The sequence below is a fragment of the Sphingorhabdus pulchriflava genome (genome assembly GCF_003367235.1).
GTDB classification, from domain to species: domain Bacteria; phylum Pseudomonadota; class Alphaproteobacteria; order Sphingomonadales; family Sphingomonadaceae; genus Sphingorhabdus_B; species Sphingorhabdus_B pulchriflava.
On the sequence record NZ_QRGP01000001.1, the window covers coordinates 1,472,966 to 1,489,152 of the forward strand.

Consider the following 16,187-nt stretch of genomic DNA (forward strand, 5'->3'; position numbering starts at 1 on the left):
TCAGGCGACACTGCTGCGTTGAATATCCGAAAAGAGCGCGCAGGCATCATTGATGACCATGGGGCGACCGAAGTAATAGCCTTGGATCTTGTCGCAGCCAAATTGCTGGATCATCGCCAGCTCGGCCTCATTCTCAACGCCTTCGGCTGTCGTCGCAATGTCCAGCGCATCCGCCATGGCAACGACTGCGCGAATGATCGCGATACATTCGGCCTTACCTTTGGAAGCACCGGTCACAAAGCTGCGATCAACCTTGATGGTATCGAAGCGGATATTGCTGAGATAACCAAGCGAAGAGTAACCTGTGCCGAAATCGTCGAGCGACAATTTGATTCCCAGTTTGCGTAGGCGGTCAAGAATTTGAACCGCAAGTCCCCCGTCACGAACAAAAATGCTCTCGGTAACTTCCAATTCAAGCCGCCATGCAGGCAGTCCTGTATCATGCAAAGCCTGCACGACCGTTTCCACAAAAGACGGGCTCGTCAATTGATCAACCGAGACATTGACTGCAACCTTGATCGAAGAAGGCCAGTTCATCGCATCCGTACATGCTTGGCGAAGCACCCAGTTGCCGATGGGTACAATCAGCCGTGCATCTTCCGCCACTGGAATGAATTTAGCAGGCGAAACATTTCCGAATTTGGGATTATTCCATCGCAACAGGGCTTCGAAACCGACAACCCCATGGTCGCCATTAGCCTCTACCACAGGCTGATATTCGAGGTGGAACTGGTTACTTTCAAGCGCGTTGCGTAACTCAAATTCGAGAACGCGTCGTTCTTCGGCATTTGCGTGCAGTTTATGTTGATAGCTGTGATGGGTATTCCCACCCTCTTCCTTCGAACGATAGAGGGCAAGGTCTGCACTGCGCATCAACAGTTCAACTGTTCGGCCATCCATCGGCCCGACCGCACTACCGATGCTGGCACCAATATAGAGTGTATTCTGATCGACTTCATAAGGTTTAGAGATAGTATCAATAATCCGCTTGCTGACTTGCGCGACATAATTGGCATCCGATGCGTCCTTCAACACAACGGCAAATTCATCGCCACCAAGCCGTCCACATAGCTCGTTTTCGGACATGATCATTTTCAGGCGTTTGGCGACCTGTGCGAGCAAGCGATCACCAACCGGGTGTCCCAGCGTATCGTTGACCGCCTTAAACCGGTCGAGATCGATCATCATAAAACCACAGCGACGACGCCAGCGATCGGCATCCGAAAGCGCCTGCCCCAATGCCTCGGTCAGTTGCAAACGATTGGGTAGACTGGTCAGCGTGTCAAATCGCGCGAGATGCGAGATTTTCTCAGCAGATTCACGTTGTTCGGTAACGTCGGAGCCCACTCCGCGAAAACCCAGAAAAGAACCATCATCAGCTTGACGTGGAGAAGCGGAAAGCTCCCACCAGCGGCGTTTACCGTTTATAGTCACCGGAACAATGAGGTTGGAAAATGCCTCGCGCCGCTTCAATTTGTCGGCCAGATGGTGAAGCTCGTCCGGGTAGCGCCCGGTTTCCCAGCTATCGCCCGCGATCAATTTCAGCAAAGGCTGGCCTTCAACAACCTTAGCTTCGGCTTCCAACGCAAAAGCGAAACGCGGGCTGGCATGAGAAATGCAGCGACCAGTGTCTGTCTGCCACAACCAATCAGCTCCGCTGTCTTCGAATTCGCGCAGTAACAGGCTCACCGTCTCCGACTTTTCCTGCAACACATTGCTCGCAAATTCATACAATATCTGCGCCTTTGCGCTGCGCAGAACCCCGAAGATCATCAGAGTACCCAATGCGACTGTGGCAAGTGCGAGGTAATATTCGCTATGCATAACCCAGCCAACGACACCACCCAATGATGTAGCACCGATAAAGGCCGTAGCCACAATCGGCAGGCTCGGGTTCATCAACGATGCGTAGACCATCATCGCAAGGCAGACCGACCATATTCCCAGCCACTGCGGCATGGCACCAAAGGTACCCAGTATCGGGAGCGCACTTCCCCAAATCAGCCCGCTGATACCTGAATGTTTTCCCATGCGAAGAAATTCGTGACGTGTCGCCCGTCCGCTCTGAATTAATTGCTTGTCACGCAGATTGGTTGCCCAAAGTGCTGCATATCCGCCAATTGCTGCAACCCAAAGTCCTGTGGCCCATAAGGGGACCTCACCAAAGTTAATCGCGAATATCAACAGGACTGATATGGCAGCGACCGAAAAATGCGCCTTGGCAAGATCTCGCAATGACCGCGCCTGGATGTCTTCCAGTTGGATAGCCTCTATCCCACCGGGATCCTCAAAACCCAAAAGGGCCTTGGCGGAAATATCCCGAGGCAAGCCGTGCGAAGAATCTTTATTGGTCACCCCGTACGTATAGGCGGAGAAACTTACTTAATCGTAAGCGTGCCATGCCAAAAGCGTGTAAAATGCTGCGAGTTTTCTTGATTTATGCGGCGATTGCGTAAGGCTGAATTTCACCCGACAGATAAAGATTGCGTGCCTTGGCCCGGCTGAGCTTACCCGAACTGGTGCGCGGCAACGTGCGAGGCGGGACCAATTCGACAACGCAGTTCATGCCCGTGACCGATCGCACCTTATCCTTGATCTGCTCACGGAGCTTGGCGCGCTCGGCTTCGTCAGAAGTGCGGCACTGGACGAGCACGGCGGGGGTTTCCTCGCCACCGTTGCTGACCGAGAAGGCGGCAATATCGCCGGATTTGAACCCGGGCAATTGCTCGACTGCCCACTCGATATCCTGAGGCCAGTAATTCTTGCCATTGATGATGATCATATCCTTGGCGCGACCGACTATATATATGTAACCATTGGACATATATCCCATGTCGCCAGTGTCGAGCCAGCCATCCGCCATGCAGGCTTCGGTCGATTCCGGATCGCGGAAATAGCCGACCATCAACGACGGGCCGGTGCACCAGACCTTGCCAATCACACGGTCAGGCAGGATGTTGCCATCGGCGTCGCGCACCTCAATCGTCATGTCCTTCACGGCCTTGCCGCAATTGACGATGGCACGATAGCGAGTGGGACGCTCGGGTGATCCGGGCACGCCGGTCAATTCACTTTCTTCAACCAGTTCGACCTGTATGCCCTCTCCCGGAGGCATAATCGACACGGCGAGGGTGGCTTCGGCGAGGCCATAGCTGGGAAGGAAGGCAGTAGCCTTAAAACCCGCATCGCCAAATGCATCGACAAAAGCCTGCATAACATCTGGACGGATCATGTCAGCGCCATTGCCGGCCAGCCGCCAATGATCAAATTTGAACCGTTCCGAAACGTGCGTCTGGCTCGAAATGCGGCGCGCGCAGATGTCGTAGCCAAAAGTCGGCGAATAGCTGATCACCGTGCCATCGGCGCGGGTGATCATATCGAGCCAGGCGAGCGGACGGCGGGCGAAATCTTCAGTCTTCATATAATCGGTCGAGACCTGGTTGGCGACGATCGAGAGGAAGCAGCCGACAAGCCCCATATCATGATACCAGGGGAGCCAGGAAACGCAGCGATCCTGCGGTTTCAGTTCCATCCCGTGGCTGTGTGCCGACAGATTGTTGAGCAGCGCTTTATGCGTCACCGCAACGCCATGCGGGAAACGGGTCGAACCGCTCGAATATTGAAGATAGCAGATTTCGTCGGTCATTGCCTGCGGCAGGTCTGTTTTGAGTGCGATGCGATCGTTGAATTCAGCCCAATTGACGCCTTCAACACCACATTTGGTCGCAGCTTCACCCGCCATTTCGGCCAGTTCGGGCGGAAAGAAGAGGATCGAGGGATCGCAACTGTTCAGCTGCACCGACAATTGATCGATATAGCTTTCCTTGCCACCGAAGCTGGTCGGCAAAGGCAGCGGCACCGGCCAGGCACCGGCATAAACGCAACCAAAGAACAGTGCGGCGAATTCAGGCCCGGTTTCGGCAATCAGCGCGATCCGGTCTTCCTTTTTCACGCCATGGCTGAGCAGGCGATAGGCAACATCGAGCGCGTCTTTGCGCATCTCGCTGAACGGATAGGGCCGCGCCAGTTCGCCACGCATATCGTGAAAATTGAGGCCGCGGGCCCCAAGCGCTGCATAATCCAGCGCTTCACCCAAAGTTGCAAAGTCTGAAAACCGGCGCTCCAGCGTATCGCTGGAGGGCGTGGGTGTTAGACCTGTCATATGCTTTCCCTTAATCTGGCGATCCCTTATCGTGCCGTCCTACCCGACCTTTGGAGTTCAAATTTCGACCCGACTGTGGCAACAATGCGGCGTGGCAGATGAACCAAAATGGAACAAGGCCCCTAAGCCACTGAATCCAGTGAAGTTACGCGACCTCGCGCTGCATTATGTCGGCCGTTACGCGACCAGCCGGAAGAAGCTGTCCGACTATCTGAAACGCAAATTGCGCGAGCGGGGTTGGGATGGCGAACAACCCGCCGATCTGGATGCGCTTATCACCGATTTTGTGCGCCTCGGCTATATCGACGATGCCGCCTTTGCCGCAGCAAGGGCGCGGACGATGGCGGCGCGCGGTCTGGGGCATCGCCGGGTGAACGAAGATCTGCGCGCCAAGGGCATATCCGAAGCTGATGCAGGCGATGCACAGGCCGAGAGTGCTGCACAAAAATGGCAGTCTGCCGAGCGTTTTGCCCAACGCAAACGGATTGGGCCCTATGCCACCGAACCCGCCTCGGAAGAACAGAAACGCAAACAATTTGCCGCCTTCCTGCGCGCAGGACATGATTTCGAGATAGCGCGCAAGTTCGTCAAAGCTTTGCCCGGTGAGATTTTGGAGGCAGATTAGCAGCATGAACCGCCGATTCGTCCTCGCGGCCCTGCCGCTGCTCATTGCCCTGACTGCTGCCACGCCATCAAAAAAGACGCCGTCTCCAGCGCCTTTACCCGATCTGGTCAAGGTTGTGCTCTCGACTGAGCTAGGCCCGATCGAGCTCGAACTCGACGCCAAGCGTGCGCCGATCGCAGCGCGCAATTTTGTGCGTTATGTCGACCAGAAACGCTTTGACGGGATTACCTTCTACCGGGCGATGAAACTGGCTTGGGGTGAGCAGCCCAATGGCCTGATTCAGGCCGGCACCCGCGGCGACCCGAAACGCGATTTGCCCCCGATCGCGCATGAAACCACCGACCAGACGGGAGTCCTGCATAAGACGGGTGCAATCTCCATGGCGCGCTGGGCCCCGGGGACCGCGAAGGGCGATTTTTCGATCCTGCTGTCGGATATGCCCAGCCTCGACGCCGATCCCAAATCCACCGATCCTGAGGCCCGCGCGGGCTATACGGCTTTCGGGCGCGTGACTGCGGGGATGGAGGTGGTGCGCCAGATTTTCGACGCGCCGATATCTACCACATTGGGCGAAGGTGCGATGAAGGGGCAGATGATTGCCAAACCGGTGAAGGTGCTGACAGCACGGCGGGTGGTCGCGCCTTAGGTTTTTACAGGCCCTTCCCTAACCCCGCCCGCAAGCTGCAGGGGGATTTGTGGTCTAATTCCTCGGAGGTTGGCGGCGATAAGACAGCGCCTCGGCGACATGGATGCGGCCCACGGTCTTGCATCCGGCCAGATCCGCTATCGTCCGCGCGATCCGCAATATCCGCGTATAGCCGCGTGCGGATAGGCGCATCGCTTCGCTGGCTTGGGCAAGCAAACGCTGGCCGGGTTCGTCGGGCGTGGCATGCGCCTCGAGCAATTCGCCCTCCAGATCGGCATTGGTGCGCTTTGCAGTCCCCACCAGCCTTTCTGTCTGCACCTGCCGTGCTGCAAAAACCCGCGCCGCGACCTGTTCGGAACCTTCGGTTGGGGGTGGCAACACCAGATCGGCGGCGCTGACTGCCTCCACTTCGACATGCAGGTCGATACGGTCGAGCAGCGGGCCTGACACCTTCGACTGATAATCCGCCGCGCAGCGTGGGGCGCGGCTACAGGCGAGCGCGGCATCGCCCAGATGCCCGCAGCGGCAGGGGTTCATCGCCGCGACCAATTGCACCCGCGCCGGAAAGGTCACATGGCTGTTGGCGCGGGCCACACTGACCTCGCCCGTTTCCAAGGGTTGACGTAAACTATCGAGCACAACCCTCTGGAATTCCGGTAATTCGTCGAGAAACAAAATGCCGAGATGGGCAAGGCTGACCTCCCCCGGTCGCACCCGCATTCCGCCGCCAACCAACGCAGGCATCGAGGCGCTGTGATGCGGTGCTCGAAAAGGCCGGTTGCGCGAAATCCGCCCGCCTTCGAGTGCGCCGGCCACCGAGGCGATCATCGACACTTCCAGCGCCTCGGCGGGAGTCAGCTCGGGCAATATCCCCGGCATGCAAGAGGCCAATAGTGATTTTCCCGCCCCCGGAGGTCCGACCATCAGCAAATTATGTCCGCCCGCCGCCGCAATCTCCAACGCACGCTTGGCGGTCTCCTGCCCCTTTACCTGTTTCAGGTCCGGCCCGCGCACCGGTGCCTCGGCAATACCGGGTTCGGGCGGGCGCAAGATCCCCTGCCCCTTCAGATGGTTGAGCAGCGACAGCAGGTCGGGCGCGGCAATGACCTCGACCTGCCCGGCCCATGCAGCCTCGGCGCCCTGCATCGCGGGGCAAATCAGCCCCATTTGTCGCCCCGAAGCGTGCAATGCGGCGAGCAAAACGCCGGGGGATGCCGCCACACGGCCATCGAGCCCCAATTCACCGACCACGACATATTGCGCCAGCGTCTCGGTATCGACGAGGCCCATGGCAGAGAGCAGCGCCAGCGCGATCGGCAGGTCGTAGTGCGACCCTTCCTTGGGCAGATCTGCGGGCGACAGGTTGATCGTGATCCGCTTGGGCGGCAGTGAAAGGCCCAAGGCCGCAATCGCGGCACGCACCCGTTCGCGGCTTTCGGCGACCGCCTTGTCGGGCAACCCGACGACGGCAAAGCCCACCATTCCGGGGGCGATCTGGCATTGCACCTCGACGGCGCGGGCCTCCAGCCCCAGATAGGCAACGGTAGAAACAATCGCGACCATGGCGCGGCAACTCCTTAGAAACAGGTCCAAAAGTTGCGCCATTTTGGCCACCGCGCGCCGCCAACGGTTAGCATGAAATCCGGCGAAGGCAAATCATGCCTAAATTCCTTTTAACCCTCGGCGCAGAGGAATTGGCAATGCGCGCGCGTGCAAAGGCGCAGCCATCATGGCAACACGTCCTCCCTTTCCCATCGGCATTGCAGGCCTGCTCGCGCTCATCCTGATCGCAGTGCCGAGCCACGCGGCACCGCTGGAAACGGCGAGCGAAGTCTATGAAATCGAGGAAGTCGTCGAGCTGGATGACGGTGGCACCACGGCCGAGCGTTTCGTTGCCCAGCCCTTTGGCGACATCGCTCCCAGCCGCACGCCGCTGGCGAGTTTCGGTCCATTCCATATGGTCGCGCCCGACCGAGCCGAACTGATCGGCAGCGTCGAAAGCGAAACGCCAGCGCAATTCGCCGCGTTGCTGCGCGCGTTCCCCACGCTCAAGCAAATCGACATGATCGATTGCCCCGGCACTGGCGACGATGAGGCCAATCTCGCGCTCGCCCGGATGGTGCGACGTCATGGCGTCATGACTTATGTACCGGATGGCGGGTCGGTCCGTTCAGGCGGCGTTGAGTTATTTCTAGCAGGTACCCAGCGTCGCGCGGCACCGACCGCTGAATTCGCAGTCCACAGCTGGCGCGACGAGGATGGCTTTGAAGCAGACGACTTCGCCGCCGACGATCCGGTGCATCAGGACTATATTGGATTCTATCGCGAAATGGGGTTGAGCGAGACCGAGGCCCGCCGTTTCTACGCGATGACCAACAGCGCCCCGCACGATGATGCGCTGTATCTCAACAGCCGAGATCTGGCGCGCTACGTCCGGCTCGATTGAGCTTCTGCCGCTTGATTAGCCGGAGATTTTCCTCTTAAGCCGCCTGGCATGGAGGCTGCGCCAATCACTTTCCGAAACGAACGGCGACCGGGCGATGATCAGCTGATCGTCGACCTGCATCGCCTTGGCTATGCCCCCGAAGGCGATCGGTTCGGCCCGCCATTCTGGGACTTTGTCGCCGAAACTGTTGCCGAGGCGCAGCTAGACCAACCTAGCCGCAGCCGCGTCTGGTTCGCCGAAATGGATGGCAAGGCTGTGGGCTGCTCGGCGCTGGTCGATCGCGGAGAGGTTGGCCAGTTGCGCTGGGTGGTGCTGCTTCCTGAAGCACGCGGGTCCGGTGCCGGACGCAAGCTGGTTGACCTCGCGCTCCATCATGCGCGTTCATGCGGTCACCGCGAAGTCTTTTTAGAGACTACCGATGGCCTCGCTTCATCGATGGCGATTTATGAGAAAGTCGGTTTCGAGACGACCGACGCCCATGTCGAGCGCCTGTGGCACGGCGATGGCGTGCACGTCACCATGACGCTTAAGCTCTAATCCATTCAAAAGCAGTCCTTTCACTGCACTGCCTCAGGGCGATTTGACGACATACCGACTAGTTGGTATGTTTTGCAGATGTCGAGTCGCAATGCCACGGCCCCGCGCCCTTCTGCCCGGTCGAAACTGATCGACGCGGCGCATATGCTGGTGCGCAAACAGGGTTATGCCGCAACTTCGGTGGACGAGATTTGCGCAGCGGCGGGCGTATCGAAAGGCGCGTTTTTCCACCATTTTGCGTCCAAAGAGGAACTGGGCGTGGCCGCCGCCGAGCAATGGACCGCGCGCGCCGATGAACTGATCTTCACCCTGCCCCCCTGGGTACGGATCGAAGACCCGCTCGAGCGCCTGCTTGCCCATATCGACTTCCGCATGTTCATGCTCGAAGGCCCGCCCGAAGGCTTCACCTGCTTTGTCGGCACGATGGTGCAAGAAAGCTTTGCCAGCAGCGACACCCTGCGCTGCGCCAGCGATGCGAGCATCAGCGCCTATTGCGAACGGCTGGCCGTGGATATCGAAGCGGCCATCGCACGCTACGGCATCCGCGACGGCATTTCGGCTATAAGCCTGTCCTATCATATCCAAGCGGTGCTGCAGGGCGCCTTCATCATCGCCAAGGCCAAGAACAGCCCCAAAGAAGCGCGCGACAGCGTGCTCCACCTCCAACGCTACATAAAAATGCTGTTCGAAAGAGGAGAAACCGGATGAGCAAGATGATTTTCGTCAACCTGCCGGTGGCAGACCTGCCCAAGGCGATGGCCTTTTACACTGCCCTCGGTTTCACCAACAACCCGCATTTCACCGACGAGACCGCCGCCTGCATGGTGTGGAGCGAGTCGATCATGGTGATGCTGCTGACCCACGCCAAATGGCAAAGTTTCACCGATCGCCCGATCCCGCCTTCGACATCTAGCGAAGTGATGATCGCGATCACGCTCGACAGCAGGGATGCGGTGAACGCTTTGGTGGATGCCGGTGCTGCCGCCGGTGGAACCGCAGACCTCAATCCGCCGCAGGACCATGGCTTCATGTATCAGCGCACGCTCGCCGACCCAGACGGCCATATCTGGGAACCCTTCTGGATGGACCCGACAGCGGTGCCGCCGAGCGAATAAGCACCCCGAAAAGGGGGCAGATGGAGGAGAGAAAAATGAGTTACATCGACGGTTTCGTGATCGCCTGCCCCAAGGCGAACAAGGAGAAGTTCATTGCGCACGCCAAATTGGGTGACAGCGTTTTCATGGATCTGGGCGCATTGCGCGTGGTCGAATGCTGGGGCGACGATGTTCAGAAAGGCCACACCACCGATTTCCGCATGGCCGTGAAGGCCGAGGCGGACGAGGAAGTGCTGTTCAGCTGGATCGAATGGCCCGACAAGGCAACCCGCGACGCCGCCTTCGCCAAGATGACCGAGTGGATGGAAGACCCATCCAAGGCCGATCCGCGCATGGACCCCGAAAAGAACCCGATGCCGTTCGACGGCAAGCGGATGATTTTCGGCGGCTTCGCGCCCGTTCTCGACCTCAAAGCCTGAAAGGATACGTCATGGCTAGATTGCACGGCAGCTGGATCTGGTACGAATTGATGACCACCGATTTCAGCGGATCGAAGGCCTTTTACGAAGCAGTCGTTCCGGGATGGACGATGAGCGCTGGCCCGCCAGAGGCCGACGGCTATGGATTCATCGCCAATGCCGATGGTGGCATGACCGGCGGCGTCCTGACATTATCACCCGAAATGGTTCAGCATGGCGCTCGCCCCAGTTGGCTGGGCTATATCGGCGTGGATGATACCGATGCCAGCGTCGCGGCAATCGAAGCGGCGGGCGGCAAATGCCTGATGCCTGCGCGCGATGTGCCAATGGCCGGGCGAATTGCCATGGTGGCGGACTGCTGCGGCAGCCCCTTTTATGTGATGACGCCTACTCCCCCACCCGGTGGCGGCGAGAGCACCGCCTTTTCGACCAACCTGCAAGGTCGTTGTTCGTGGAACGAGTTGTATGCTGGCAATCAGGCCCATGCGCTGGCCTTCTACACCAAGCTGTTCGGGTGGACGCTGCCCGAGCCGATGGACATGGGACCGATGGGGACATATCAGTTTATCGACCATGACGGCGGCGGTGTCGGCGCGATCATGCAGGCACCTGAGGGAACCCCCACCGGCTGGGCGCATTACTTCCGTGTTCCCTCGATTACCACCGCCCACGCTGCAATCACCGCCAGCGGCGGACAGGTTATCAACGGCCCGATGGAAGTTCCCGGCAATGACTGGATCGTGCAGGGCATCGACCCGCAGGGAGCGATGTTCGCGCTCGTAGGAGGAAAATGATGACCGCTAAAAACACCATTTGTCTCTGGTATGACAAGGATGCCGAAGAGGCCGCCAATTTCTATGCCGCGACTTTTCCGAACAGCAGGGTCAAAGCCGTCGACCGTGCGCCGAGCGATTTCCCCGGGGGTAAGGCGGGCGATGTATTGACCGTCCAGTTCACTGTCTGTGGCATCCCATGCATCGGCCTTAACGGCGGACCGATTTTCCCGCAGAGCGAAGCCTTCTCCTTCCAGATCGCCACCGACAGTCAGGAAGAAACAGACCGCTACTGGAACGCTATTGTCGGCAATGGCGGTCAGGAAAGCGCCTGCGGTTGGTGCAGGGACAAATGGCGCCTCAACTGGCAGATCACCCCGCGCGTGCTGACCGAGGCGATGGCAGCAGGTGGCGACGTGGCGAAATGCGCGTTTGAGGCGATGATGACGATGCACAAGATCGACCATGCGGCAATTGAAGCAGCGGTGCGCGGCGCATGATCCTCTACGGCCACCCCTTTTCCAGCTACACCTGGAAAGCGCTTATCCCGCTGTACGAAAAGGGACTAGATTTCGAGTTTCGGATCCTTGACGACGAGCATCCCGAACATTGGGATCAGTTGCGGTCGCACTGGGTGCGCGGGCAGATGCCGGTGCTCGTCGATCAGGGACAAGGTGTCTATGAAAGCTCAATCGTCATAGAACATCTCGATATCGCCTATCCCGATACGCCCCGTATGATCCCGGACGACCGCGCAGCGGCGCTGCGGGTGCGGCTGCTCGACCGCGTGTTCGACTGCCATCTGGAGGCCAGCTTTCAGGCGGCGGTTTCGGAATATATCCCATGGATCACTGAGACGCCTGACGTTGCGCGCGTAGAACGGGCGCGGGCAACGCTTTCCACCATCTATCCTTGGCTGGAAGCGCAAATTCCCGAGGATGGATGGGCTTGTGGAGACGAATTTTCGATGGCGGATTGCTCGGGTGCACCTGCCCTTTTCTATGCCGACTGGACGCAACCCATTCCTGACGAGTGCAGGAAGCTCAAAGCCTATCGCGCGCGATTGCTTGCCCGCCCATCGGTCGCACGCTGTGTAGAGGGCGCCCGCCCCTATCGCGGCTATTTCCCGCTCGGCGCGCCTGACAGAGATTGAAGGAAATGAACATGACCGCAAGCGCAGACAATGGCTGGGAACTCTCGATCACCCGCTTCATCGCCGCCCGGCCCGAAAAGGTTTGGGACATTATGACCAACCGCATCAATGATTGGTGGTGCCCCAAACCCTGGCGCGCGGAGTTTGACAAGCTCGAACGGCGAGCGGGTGGTGCGTCGATGTGCACAATGTATGGCCCCGATGGCGAAGTGCACCCGCATCCCGGCACTGTGCTGGCATGGGATGAAGGGCAGCGCTTTGCCTTTACCGACGCCATAATCGGCGATCTGATGCCCGCAGGCCCTTTCATGATTGGCATCTGGAGCATTGAACCCGAAGGCGATGGCACCCGCTACACCGCGCTGTGCCGACACTGGACCGAGGACGATTGCAAACGCCACGTCAAAATGGGCTTTGAAGAAGGCTGGGGTGCCTGCGCCGACCAACTCGTGGCGTTGTGTGAGGGATAACCGCTTTCGCCCACTGGCAGGCGGGAGGGGAACATTTACTTGCAGGCCGGAGAGCCAATACCCACATCGCCGCCATGCCAGCCGCCAAACGCCGCAACATTTCCAATAACCGGTCATTCCAATGGGTGATGATCGTGCTCGGCTGGTTCCTGATGATCCTCGCTCCTCTGATCGGTTGGCTACCTGGACCTGGCGGATTAATTCTTTTTCCAATTGGCCTAGCGCTTGTCCTCAAAAATTCGCGCTGGGCGAAAAAGCAATTTGCACATCAAGCCAAGCGGCACCCCGAATATGGCGAATGGGCCAATTGGGCGATGCGGCGCAAGCGGTTCAAGACGCGCCCGCCCTTCCCGCCCGTCAAGCGCGACTTGATGCAGCTGTTTCAACGCGACGACGTTGGGCAAAAACTGCCCTGAGTCATGTTGACTTTTGCCCGCCCAAACCATAAAGGCCCGCTCAACAAAGGCGGTCGCCGTAGAGATTCGGCGGCTGTTTTTATTCCAATTGCTGATTTTATTGAGGATTTGAGCCATGAAGCGCACCTTTCAACCGAGCAATCTTGTGCGCGCTCGCCGTCACGGTTTCCGTCTCCGCATGTCGACTGCTGCTGGTCGCGCGATTCTGAACGGCCGCCGCGCTCGCGGTCGCAAGAAGCTCTCGGCCTAAGCGCCGAAGCTTTCGGTAGCCGCTGCGTGCGCGGCTATGAAGTCATCAGAAAAAGGCCGGAGTTTCTGGCTGCCAACCGGGGGAAGCGCTATGCAACTCCCGGTTTCGTTTTGCTGGTGCACGATCGGCGTGACGACAACCCGGCGAAACGGCTGGGTATCACCATCACTAAAAAGGTCGGCAATGCGGTTGTGCGTAACCGCATGCGGCGCCGTTTCCGCGAACTGGCGGCTGAGCTGCTACCTGAATTGGGCAAGGCGGGTGCTGACCATATCCTCATCGGCCGCGACGGCGGAATCGAGCGCGATTTCGGAATGCTGCGTGAAGAAATGACCAAGGCGTTACGGAAGCTTTCTGCATGATCGCCAAGCTCTTCATCCTCATCGCCCGTGGCTGGCAATACGGCCCTTCGCGCATCCTGCCCCCGACCTGCCGCTATGCCCCAAGCTGTTCGTCCTATGCGATAGAAGCTTTGCAGAAATATGGCGCGATTAAGGGTGGCTGGCTGGCGCTGAAACGGCTATTGCGCTGCCATCCTTGGGGCGGGCACGGATATGATCCTGTGCCATGACAGATCCAGATATTGAATTAACAGGGAATATTTGAGTGGAAGACCGGCGTAATATCATTCTGGCTGTGCTGCTGACGGGCCTTATCCTTTTCGGTTGGCCCTATGTCGCGAACATGTTTTTCCCGACTCCGCCGCCTGCAGCTTCATCATCAGCGACCACGGCAAGCCCGGCGAAGCCGACAGGTGCCAGTTCAGATGGAGCCGATTTCACGACCGCCGCTGCCCCTGCCAAGCAGATCGCACTGCCCACAGCCCTTTCGGCCGCACCTCGCGTAGCCGTTGAAACGCCCAAGCTGAAGGGTTCGATCAATCTCGAAGGAGCGCGCATCGACGATCTCGTCCTGCTTGCCCATCGTGAAGAACTCTCCAAAAAGTCGCCGCCGGTTCGACTGTTTGCGCCCTCCGGTACATCCAACTCCTATTTCGCCCGCTTTGGTTGGACTGGCAATGGTGCAACTTTCCCGACTGACAAGACGCTTTGGACCGCTAGCGCAAACAAGCTGACGCCTTCGACGCCGGTCAGCCTGACCTGGACCAACCCCGAAGGCCAGAGTTTCGAAATCAAGCTGTCGATTGACGAACATTATATGCTGACCGCTGAACAACGGTTCAGCAACGCTGCCGGACTGCCGACCGCGAATGTCGCGCCCTTTGGCATCATCAGCCGCAAAGGCAAACCCAAAGACGCCACTAAGGGTGGATCGATTTTCACCCAGATTCACATCGGCCCTATAGGTGTCTTCGACGGCAAACCAAATTATGACTGGGGCTATGACCAGGTCGCCGAGGCGCCCGACGGCAAGGTGAGCTTTGCCACCACCGGCGGTTGGAACGGCATGACCGATAAATACTGGCTTGCGGCTTTGATCCCCGACCAGAAAATCCCGGTCAAGGCTGAATTCAAGTCGCAGGACGGCTATAATTGGGCGAATGTGCGCAATGCGCAGCTGACTGCGGTCGACGCAGGCAAGTCGGTTGCCCAAACTTCCCGCCTGTTTGCCGGTGCCAAGGAATTTGAGGAACTGCGCGCCTATACCGACAAGATTGGTATCCCCTATCTCGATTATTCGATCGATTGGGGCTGGTTCTGGTTCATCGCCATTCCGTTCCTGACCATTTTGCTCTGGCTATTCGACCTGTTCGGCAATTTCGGCGTCGCCATCATCGCGCTGACGATCATCGTTCGCTTGTTCATGTATCCCGTCGCACAAAAGCAGTTTGCTTCAATGGCAGGCATGCGTGCCGTGCAACCCAAGATGAAAGCGCTTCAGGAGCGTTACAAGGACGACAAGCCTAAGCTGCAGCAAGAGATGATGAAGCTGTACCAGGAAGAGAAAATCAACCCATTGGCGGGTTGCCTTCCCATCCTGCTGCAAATTCCTATCTTCTTCGCTTTGTACAAAATCCTGATGCTGACGGTCGAAATGCGGCACCAGCCTTTTGCGCTGTGGTTGAAGGACCTTTCGGCTCCCGATCCGCTTACTCCGATCAACCTGTTCGGCCTTCTGCCATTCACGCCCCCGGCATTTCTGGCCATTGGTATCCTGCCCATCCTGCTCGGCATCACAATGTGGCTGATGCAGCGGCTGAATCCGCAGCCAATGGACGAAGTGCAGAAGCAGGTCTTTGCGATCATGCCCTGGTTCCTGATGTTCATCATGGCACCGTTCGCGGCTGGCCTGCAGCTCTACTGGGTAGTGTCGAACCTGATTTCGATCGGTCAGCAGAAATGGCTCTATTCCAAGCATCCAATCCTGAAAGAGCAGATGGCGAAGGAAGAAGCCGAAAAGAAGAAGGCGAAGGCTTAATATACAACAACTCTCCCCTTCCGGGGGAGAGGATAGCAAGGCTTGCTGCTCCTGCAGCTAGCCGCACTTGGAGAGGGGGCCCTCACCGACTGCGACTAGGCCTTGCGATGCAAGGCCTAGTCTCGTTGCCTCTCCCCTGAAGAGGAGAGGATGAAAGAGGCAAAGTTTATGGACGCAAAAATTTTCTCAGGCCCGGTCAACTTTCTGAAGTCGGCCCCTGGTCTCGAATTCCTGCCCGATGCAGATGTTCCCGAAATCGCCTTTGCTGGCCGTTCGAACGTCGGCAAATCGAGCCTCATTAATGCACTGGTCAACCGGAATGGTTTGGCGCGCGCATCAAACACGCCGGGGCGCACGCAAGAGCTGAACTTCTTTGATGTCGGCGAACCGCCCATCTTCCGCATCTGCGACATGCCCGGCTATGGCTATGCCAAGGCTCCGCTGAAAACAGTGCAGAAATGGCGCTATCTGGTGAATGATTATCTGCGCGGGCGTCAGGTGCTGAAACGCGCCTTCCTCCTCATCGACAGCCGTCACGGGATCAAAGAAGTCGACCGCGAAATCATGAAGATGCTCGATGGTGCTGCCGTCAGCTATCGTATCGTGTTGACCAAGACGGACAAGATCAAGGCCAGCGAACTCGCAGCAGTTGAGGCCGCGACTCTGGACGAATTGCGCAAGCACAGCGCCGCCTTCCCGGTGATTTCGGCTACCTCTGCGGAAAAGAAGGGCGGGATTGATGCCCTGCGCGAGGCGGTGCTAGAAGCCATTGCGAGTTAGAAAACCGGAGCCCTGA

20 protein-coding genes are annotated in these 16,187 nt (G+C 58.3%); 17 read left to right on the forward strand and 3 right to left on the reverse strand.

Translation table 11 applies throughout. The annotated features are described in order from the left end of the window. Both DXH95_RS07335 and DXH95_RS07340 read right to left on the reverse strand, forming a co-directional pair. Complete coding sequence (locus DXH95_RS07335) at positions 1-2,355, reverse strand: putative bifunctional diguanylate cyclase/phosphodiesterase (protein WP_239016573.1); 2,355 nt, start codon at positions 2,353-2,355, stop codon at positions 1-3. Positions 2,356-2,437: 82 nt separating this feature from the next. Then, the gene (locus DXH95_RS07340; RefSeq protein ID WP_115548723.1) at positions 2,438-4,162 is read right to left on the reverse strand and encodes a fatty acyl-AMP ligase; all 1,725 of its coding nucleotides are present in this window, start codon (positions 4,160-4,162) and stop codon (positions 2,438-2,440) included. Positions 4,163-4,253: 91 nt separating this feature from the next. On the opposite strand from DXH95_RS07340, the gene DXH95_RS07345 reads away from it, so the two are divergent. Together DXH95_RS07345 and DXH95_RS07350 are read left to right on the forward strand one after the other, a co-directional pair. Beyond that, positions 4,254-4,787, forward strand: coding sequence for a regulatory protein RecX (locus DXH95_RS07345; protein ID WP_115548724.1), 534 nt, complete (start codon positions 4,254-4,256; stop codon positions 4,785-4,787). A gap of 4 nt (positions 4,788-4,791) precedes the next feature. Next, positions 4,792-5,433, forward strand: a complete 642-nt coding sequence (locus DXH95_RS07350) for a peptidylprolyl isomerase (protein WP_115548725.1) — start codon at positions 4,792-4,794, stop codon at positions 5,431-5,433. Positions 5,434-5,487: 54 nt separating this feature from the next. On the opposite strand, the gene DXH95_RS07355 is transcribed toward DXH95_RS07350, so the two are convergent. Further along, positions 5,488-6,996 carry a YifB family Mg chelatase-like AAA ATPase gene (locus tag DXH95_RS07355; RefSeq protein ID WP_115548726.1) on the reverse strand — a complete coding sequence of 503 codons (1,509 nt, stop codon included), beginning with the start codon at positions 6,994-6,996 and terminating at the stop codon, positions 5,488-5,490. A 166-nt stretch (positions 6,997-7,162) separates the two neighbouring features. Here DXH95_RS07355 and DXH95_RS07360 point away from each other — a divergent pair, with 166 nt between their 5' ends. The 15 genes from DXH95_RS07360 (at position 7,163) to yihA (ending at position 16,171) form a co-directional block, all read left to right on the forward strand. Next, positions 7,163-7,879, forward strand: a complete 717-nt coding sequence (locus DXH95_RS07360; protein ID WP_115548727.1) for a hypothetical protein — start codon at positions 7,163-7,165, stop codon at positions 7,877-7,879. A 48-nt stretch (positions 7,880-7,927) separates the two neighbouring features. Continuing rightward, entirely contained in the window at positions 7,928-8,416 is a 489-nt protein-coding gene (locus DXH95_RS07365; RefSeq protein WP_115548728.1) for a GNAT family N-acetyltransferase, read from the forward strand. Between the two features lie 78 nt (positions 8,417-8,494). Beyond that, the gene (locus DXH95_RS07370; protein WP_115548729.1) at positions 8,495-9,124 is read left to right on the forward strand and encodes a TetR/AcrR family transcriptional regulator; all 630 of its coding nucleotides are present in this window, start codon (positions 8,495-8,497) and stop codon (positions 9,122-9,124) included. Then, a complete protein-coding gene (locus DXH95_RS07375; protein WP_115548730.1) occupies positions 9,121-9,531 on the forward strand; it encodes a VOC family protein in 411 nt (136 codons plus the stop codon). The genes DXH95_RS07370 and DXH95_RS07375 overlap by 4 nt, the downstream gene beginning before the upstream one ends. A gap of 35 nt (positions 9,532-9,566) precedes the next feature. Continuing rightward, positions 9,567-9,950 carry a DUF1428 domain-containing protein gene (locus tag DXH95_RS07380; protein WP_115548731.1) on the forward strand — a complete coding sequence of 128 codons (384 nt, stop codon included), beginning with the start codon at positions 9,567-9,569 and terminating at the stop codon, positions 9,948-9,950. Between the two features lie 11 nt (positions 9,951-9,961). Further along, entirely contained in the window at positions 9,962-10,744 is a 783-nt protein-coding gene (locus DXH95_RS07385; protein ID WP_115548732.1) for a VOC family protein, read from the forward strand. After that, positions 10,744-11,223 (forward strand): VOC family protein, encoded by a 480-nt coding sequence (locus DXH95_RS07390; protein ID WP_220272282.1) that lies wholly within the window; start codon positions 10,744-10,746, stop codon positions 11,221-11,223. The genes DXH95_RS07385 and DXH95_RS07390 overlap by 1 nt, the downstream gene beginning before the upstream one ends. Beyond that, positions 11,220-11,876 (forward strand): glutathione S-transferase family protein, encoded by a 657-nt coding sequence (locus DXH95_RS07395; protein ID WP_115548734.1) that lies wholly within the window; start codon positions 11,220-11,222, stop codon positions 11,874-11,876. Before DXH95_RS07390 ends, DXH95_RS07395 begins: the two co-directional genes overlap by 4 nt. Positions 11,877-11,887: 11 nt before the next feature. After that, positions 11,888-12,346, forward strand: coding sequence for an SRPBCC domain-containing protein (locus DXH95_RS07400; RefSeq protein WP_115549454.1), 459 nt, complete (start codon positions 11,888-11,890; stop codon positions 12,344-12,346). 74 nt (positions 12,347-12,420) lie between these two features. After that, a complete protein-coding gene (locus DXH95_RS16090) occupies positions 12,421-12,762 on the forward strand; it encodes a hypothetical protein (RefSeq protein ID WP_181883592.1) in 342 nt (113 codons plus the stop codon). A 115-nt stretch (positions 12,763-12,877) separates the two neighbouring features. Continuing rightward, entirely contained in the window at positions 12,878-13,012 is a 135-nt protein-coding gene (gene rpmH / locus DXH95_RS07410; protein ID WP_115548735.1) for a 50S ribosomal protein L34, read from the forward strand. A gap of 26 nt (positions 13,013-13,038) precedes the next feature. Further along, positions 13,039-13,374: a ribonuclease P protein component gene (gene rnpA / locus DXH95_RS07415; protein WP_239016574.1), complete on the forward strand. Its 336-nt coding sequence runs from the start codon at positions 13,039-13,041 to the stop codon at positions 13,372-13,374. Further along, on the forward strand, positions 13,371-13,583 hold the full coding sequence (gene yidD, locus DXH95_RS07420) for a membrane protein insertion efficiency factor YidD (protein ID WP_115548736.1): 213 nt from the start codon (positions 13,371-13,373) through the stop codon (positions 13,581-13,583). Before rnpA ends, yidD begins: the two co-directional genes overlap by 4 nt. A 35-nt stretch (positions 13,584-13,618) precedes the next feature. Next, the gene (yidC, locus tag DXH95_RS07425) at positions 13,619-15,391 is read left to right on the forward strand and encodes a membrane protein insertase YidC (protein WP_115548737.1); all 1,773 of its coding nucleotides are present in this window, start codon (positions 13,619-13,621) and stop codon (positions 15,389-15,391) included. Positions 15,392-15,559: 168 nt separating this feature from the next. Then, a complete protein-coding gene (yihA, locus tag DXH95_RS07430; protein ID WP_239016575.1) occupies positions 15,560-16,171 on the forward strand; it encodes a ribosome biogenesis GTP-binding protein YihA/YsxC in 612 nt (203 codons plus the stop codon). Positions 16,172-16,187: the final 16 nt, after the last annotated feature.

What these genes read in the sequence shown, in the direction of transcription:
- DXH95_RS07340 (WP_115548723.1), bottom strand. Translation starts at nt 4,162, where the DNA reads ATGACAGGTCTAACACCCACGCCCTCCAGCGATACGCTGGAGCGCCGG.
- DXH95_RS07350 (WP_115548725.1), top strand. Translation starts at nt 4,792, where the DNA reads ATGAACCGCCGATTCGTCCTCGCGGCCCTGCCGCTGCTCATTGCCCTG.
- DXH95_RS07355 (WP_115548726.1), bottom strand. Translation starts at nt 6,996, where the DNA reads ATGGTCGCGATTGTTTCTACCGTTGCCTATCTGGGGCTGGAGGCCCGC.
- DXH95_RS07360 (WP_115548727.1), top strand. Translation starts at nt 7,163, where the DNA reads ATGGCAACACGTCCTCCCTTTCCCATCGGCATTGCAGGCCTGCTCGCG.
- DXH95_RS07365 (WP_115548728.1), top strand. Translation starts at nt 7,928, where the DNA reads ATGGAGGCTGCGCCAATCACTTTCCGAAACGAACGGCGACCGGGCGAT.
- DXH95_RS07370 (WP_115548729.1), top strand. Translation starts at nt 8,495, where the DNA reads ATGTCGAGTCGCAATGCCACGGCCCCGCGCCCTTCTGCCCGGTCGAAA.
- DXH95_RS07375 (WP_115548730.1), top strand. Translation starts at nt 9,121, where the DNA reads ATGAGCAAGATGATTTTCGTCAACCTGCCGGTGGCAGACCTGCCCAAG.
- DXH95_RS07380 (WP_115548731.1), top strand. Translation starts at nt 9,567, where the DNA reads ATGAGTTACATCGACGGTTTCGTGATCGCCTGCCCCAAGGCGAACAAG.
- DXH95_RS07385 (WP_115548732.1), top strand. Translation starts at nt 9,962, where the DNA reads ATGGCTAGATTGCACGGCAGCTGGATCTGGTACGAATTGATGACCACC.
- DXH95_RS07390 (WP_220272282.1), top strand. Translation starts at nt 10,744, where the DNA reads ATGACCGCTAAAAACACCATTTGTCTCTGGTATGACAAGGATGCCGAA.
- DXH95_RS07395 (WP_115548734.1), top strand. Translation starts at nt 11,220, where the DNA reads ATGATCCTCTACGGCCACCCCTTTTCCAGCTACACCTGGAAAGCGCTT.
- DXH95_RS07400 (WP_115549454.1), top strand. Translation starts at nt 11,888, where the DNA reads ATGACCGCAAGCGCAGACAATGGCTGGGAACTCTCGATCACCCGCTTC.
- DXH95_RS16090 (WP_181883592.1), top strand. Translation starts at nt 12,421, where the DNA reads ATGCCAGCCGCCAAACGCCGCAACATTTCCAATAACCGGTCATTCCAA.
- rpmH (WP_115548735.1), top strand. Translation starts at nt 12,878, where the DNA reads ATGAAGCGCACCTTTCAACCGAGCAATCTTGTGCGCGCTCGCCGTCAC.
- yidD (WP_115548736.1), top strand. Translation starts at nt 13,371, where the DNA reads ATGATCGCCAAGCTCTTCATCCTCATCGCCCGTGGCTGGCAATACGGC.
- yihA (WP_239016575.1), top strand. Translation starts at nt 15,560, where the DNA reads ATGGACGCAAAAATTTTCTCAGGCCCGGTCAACTTTCTGAAGTCGGCC.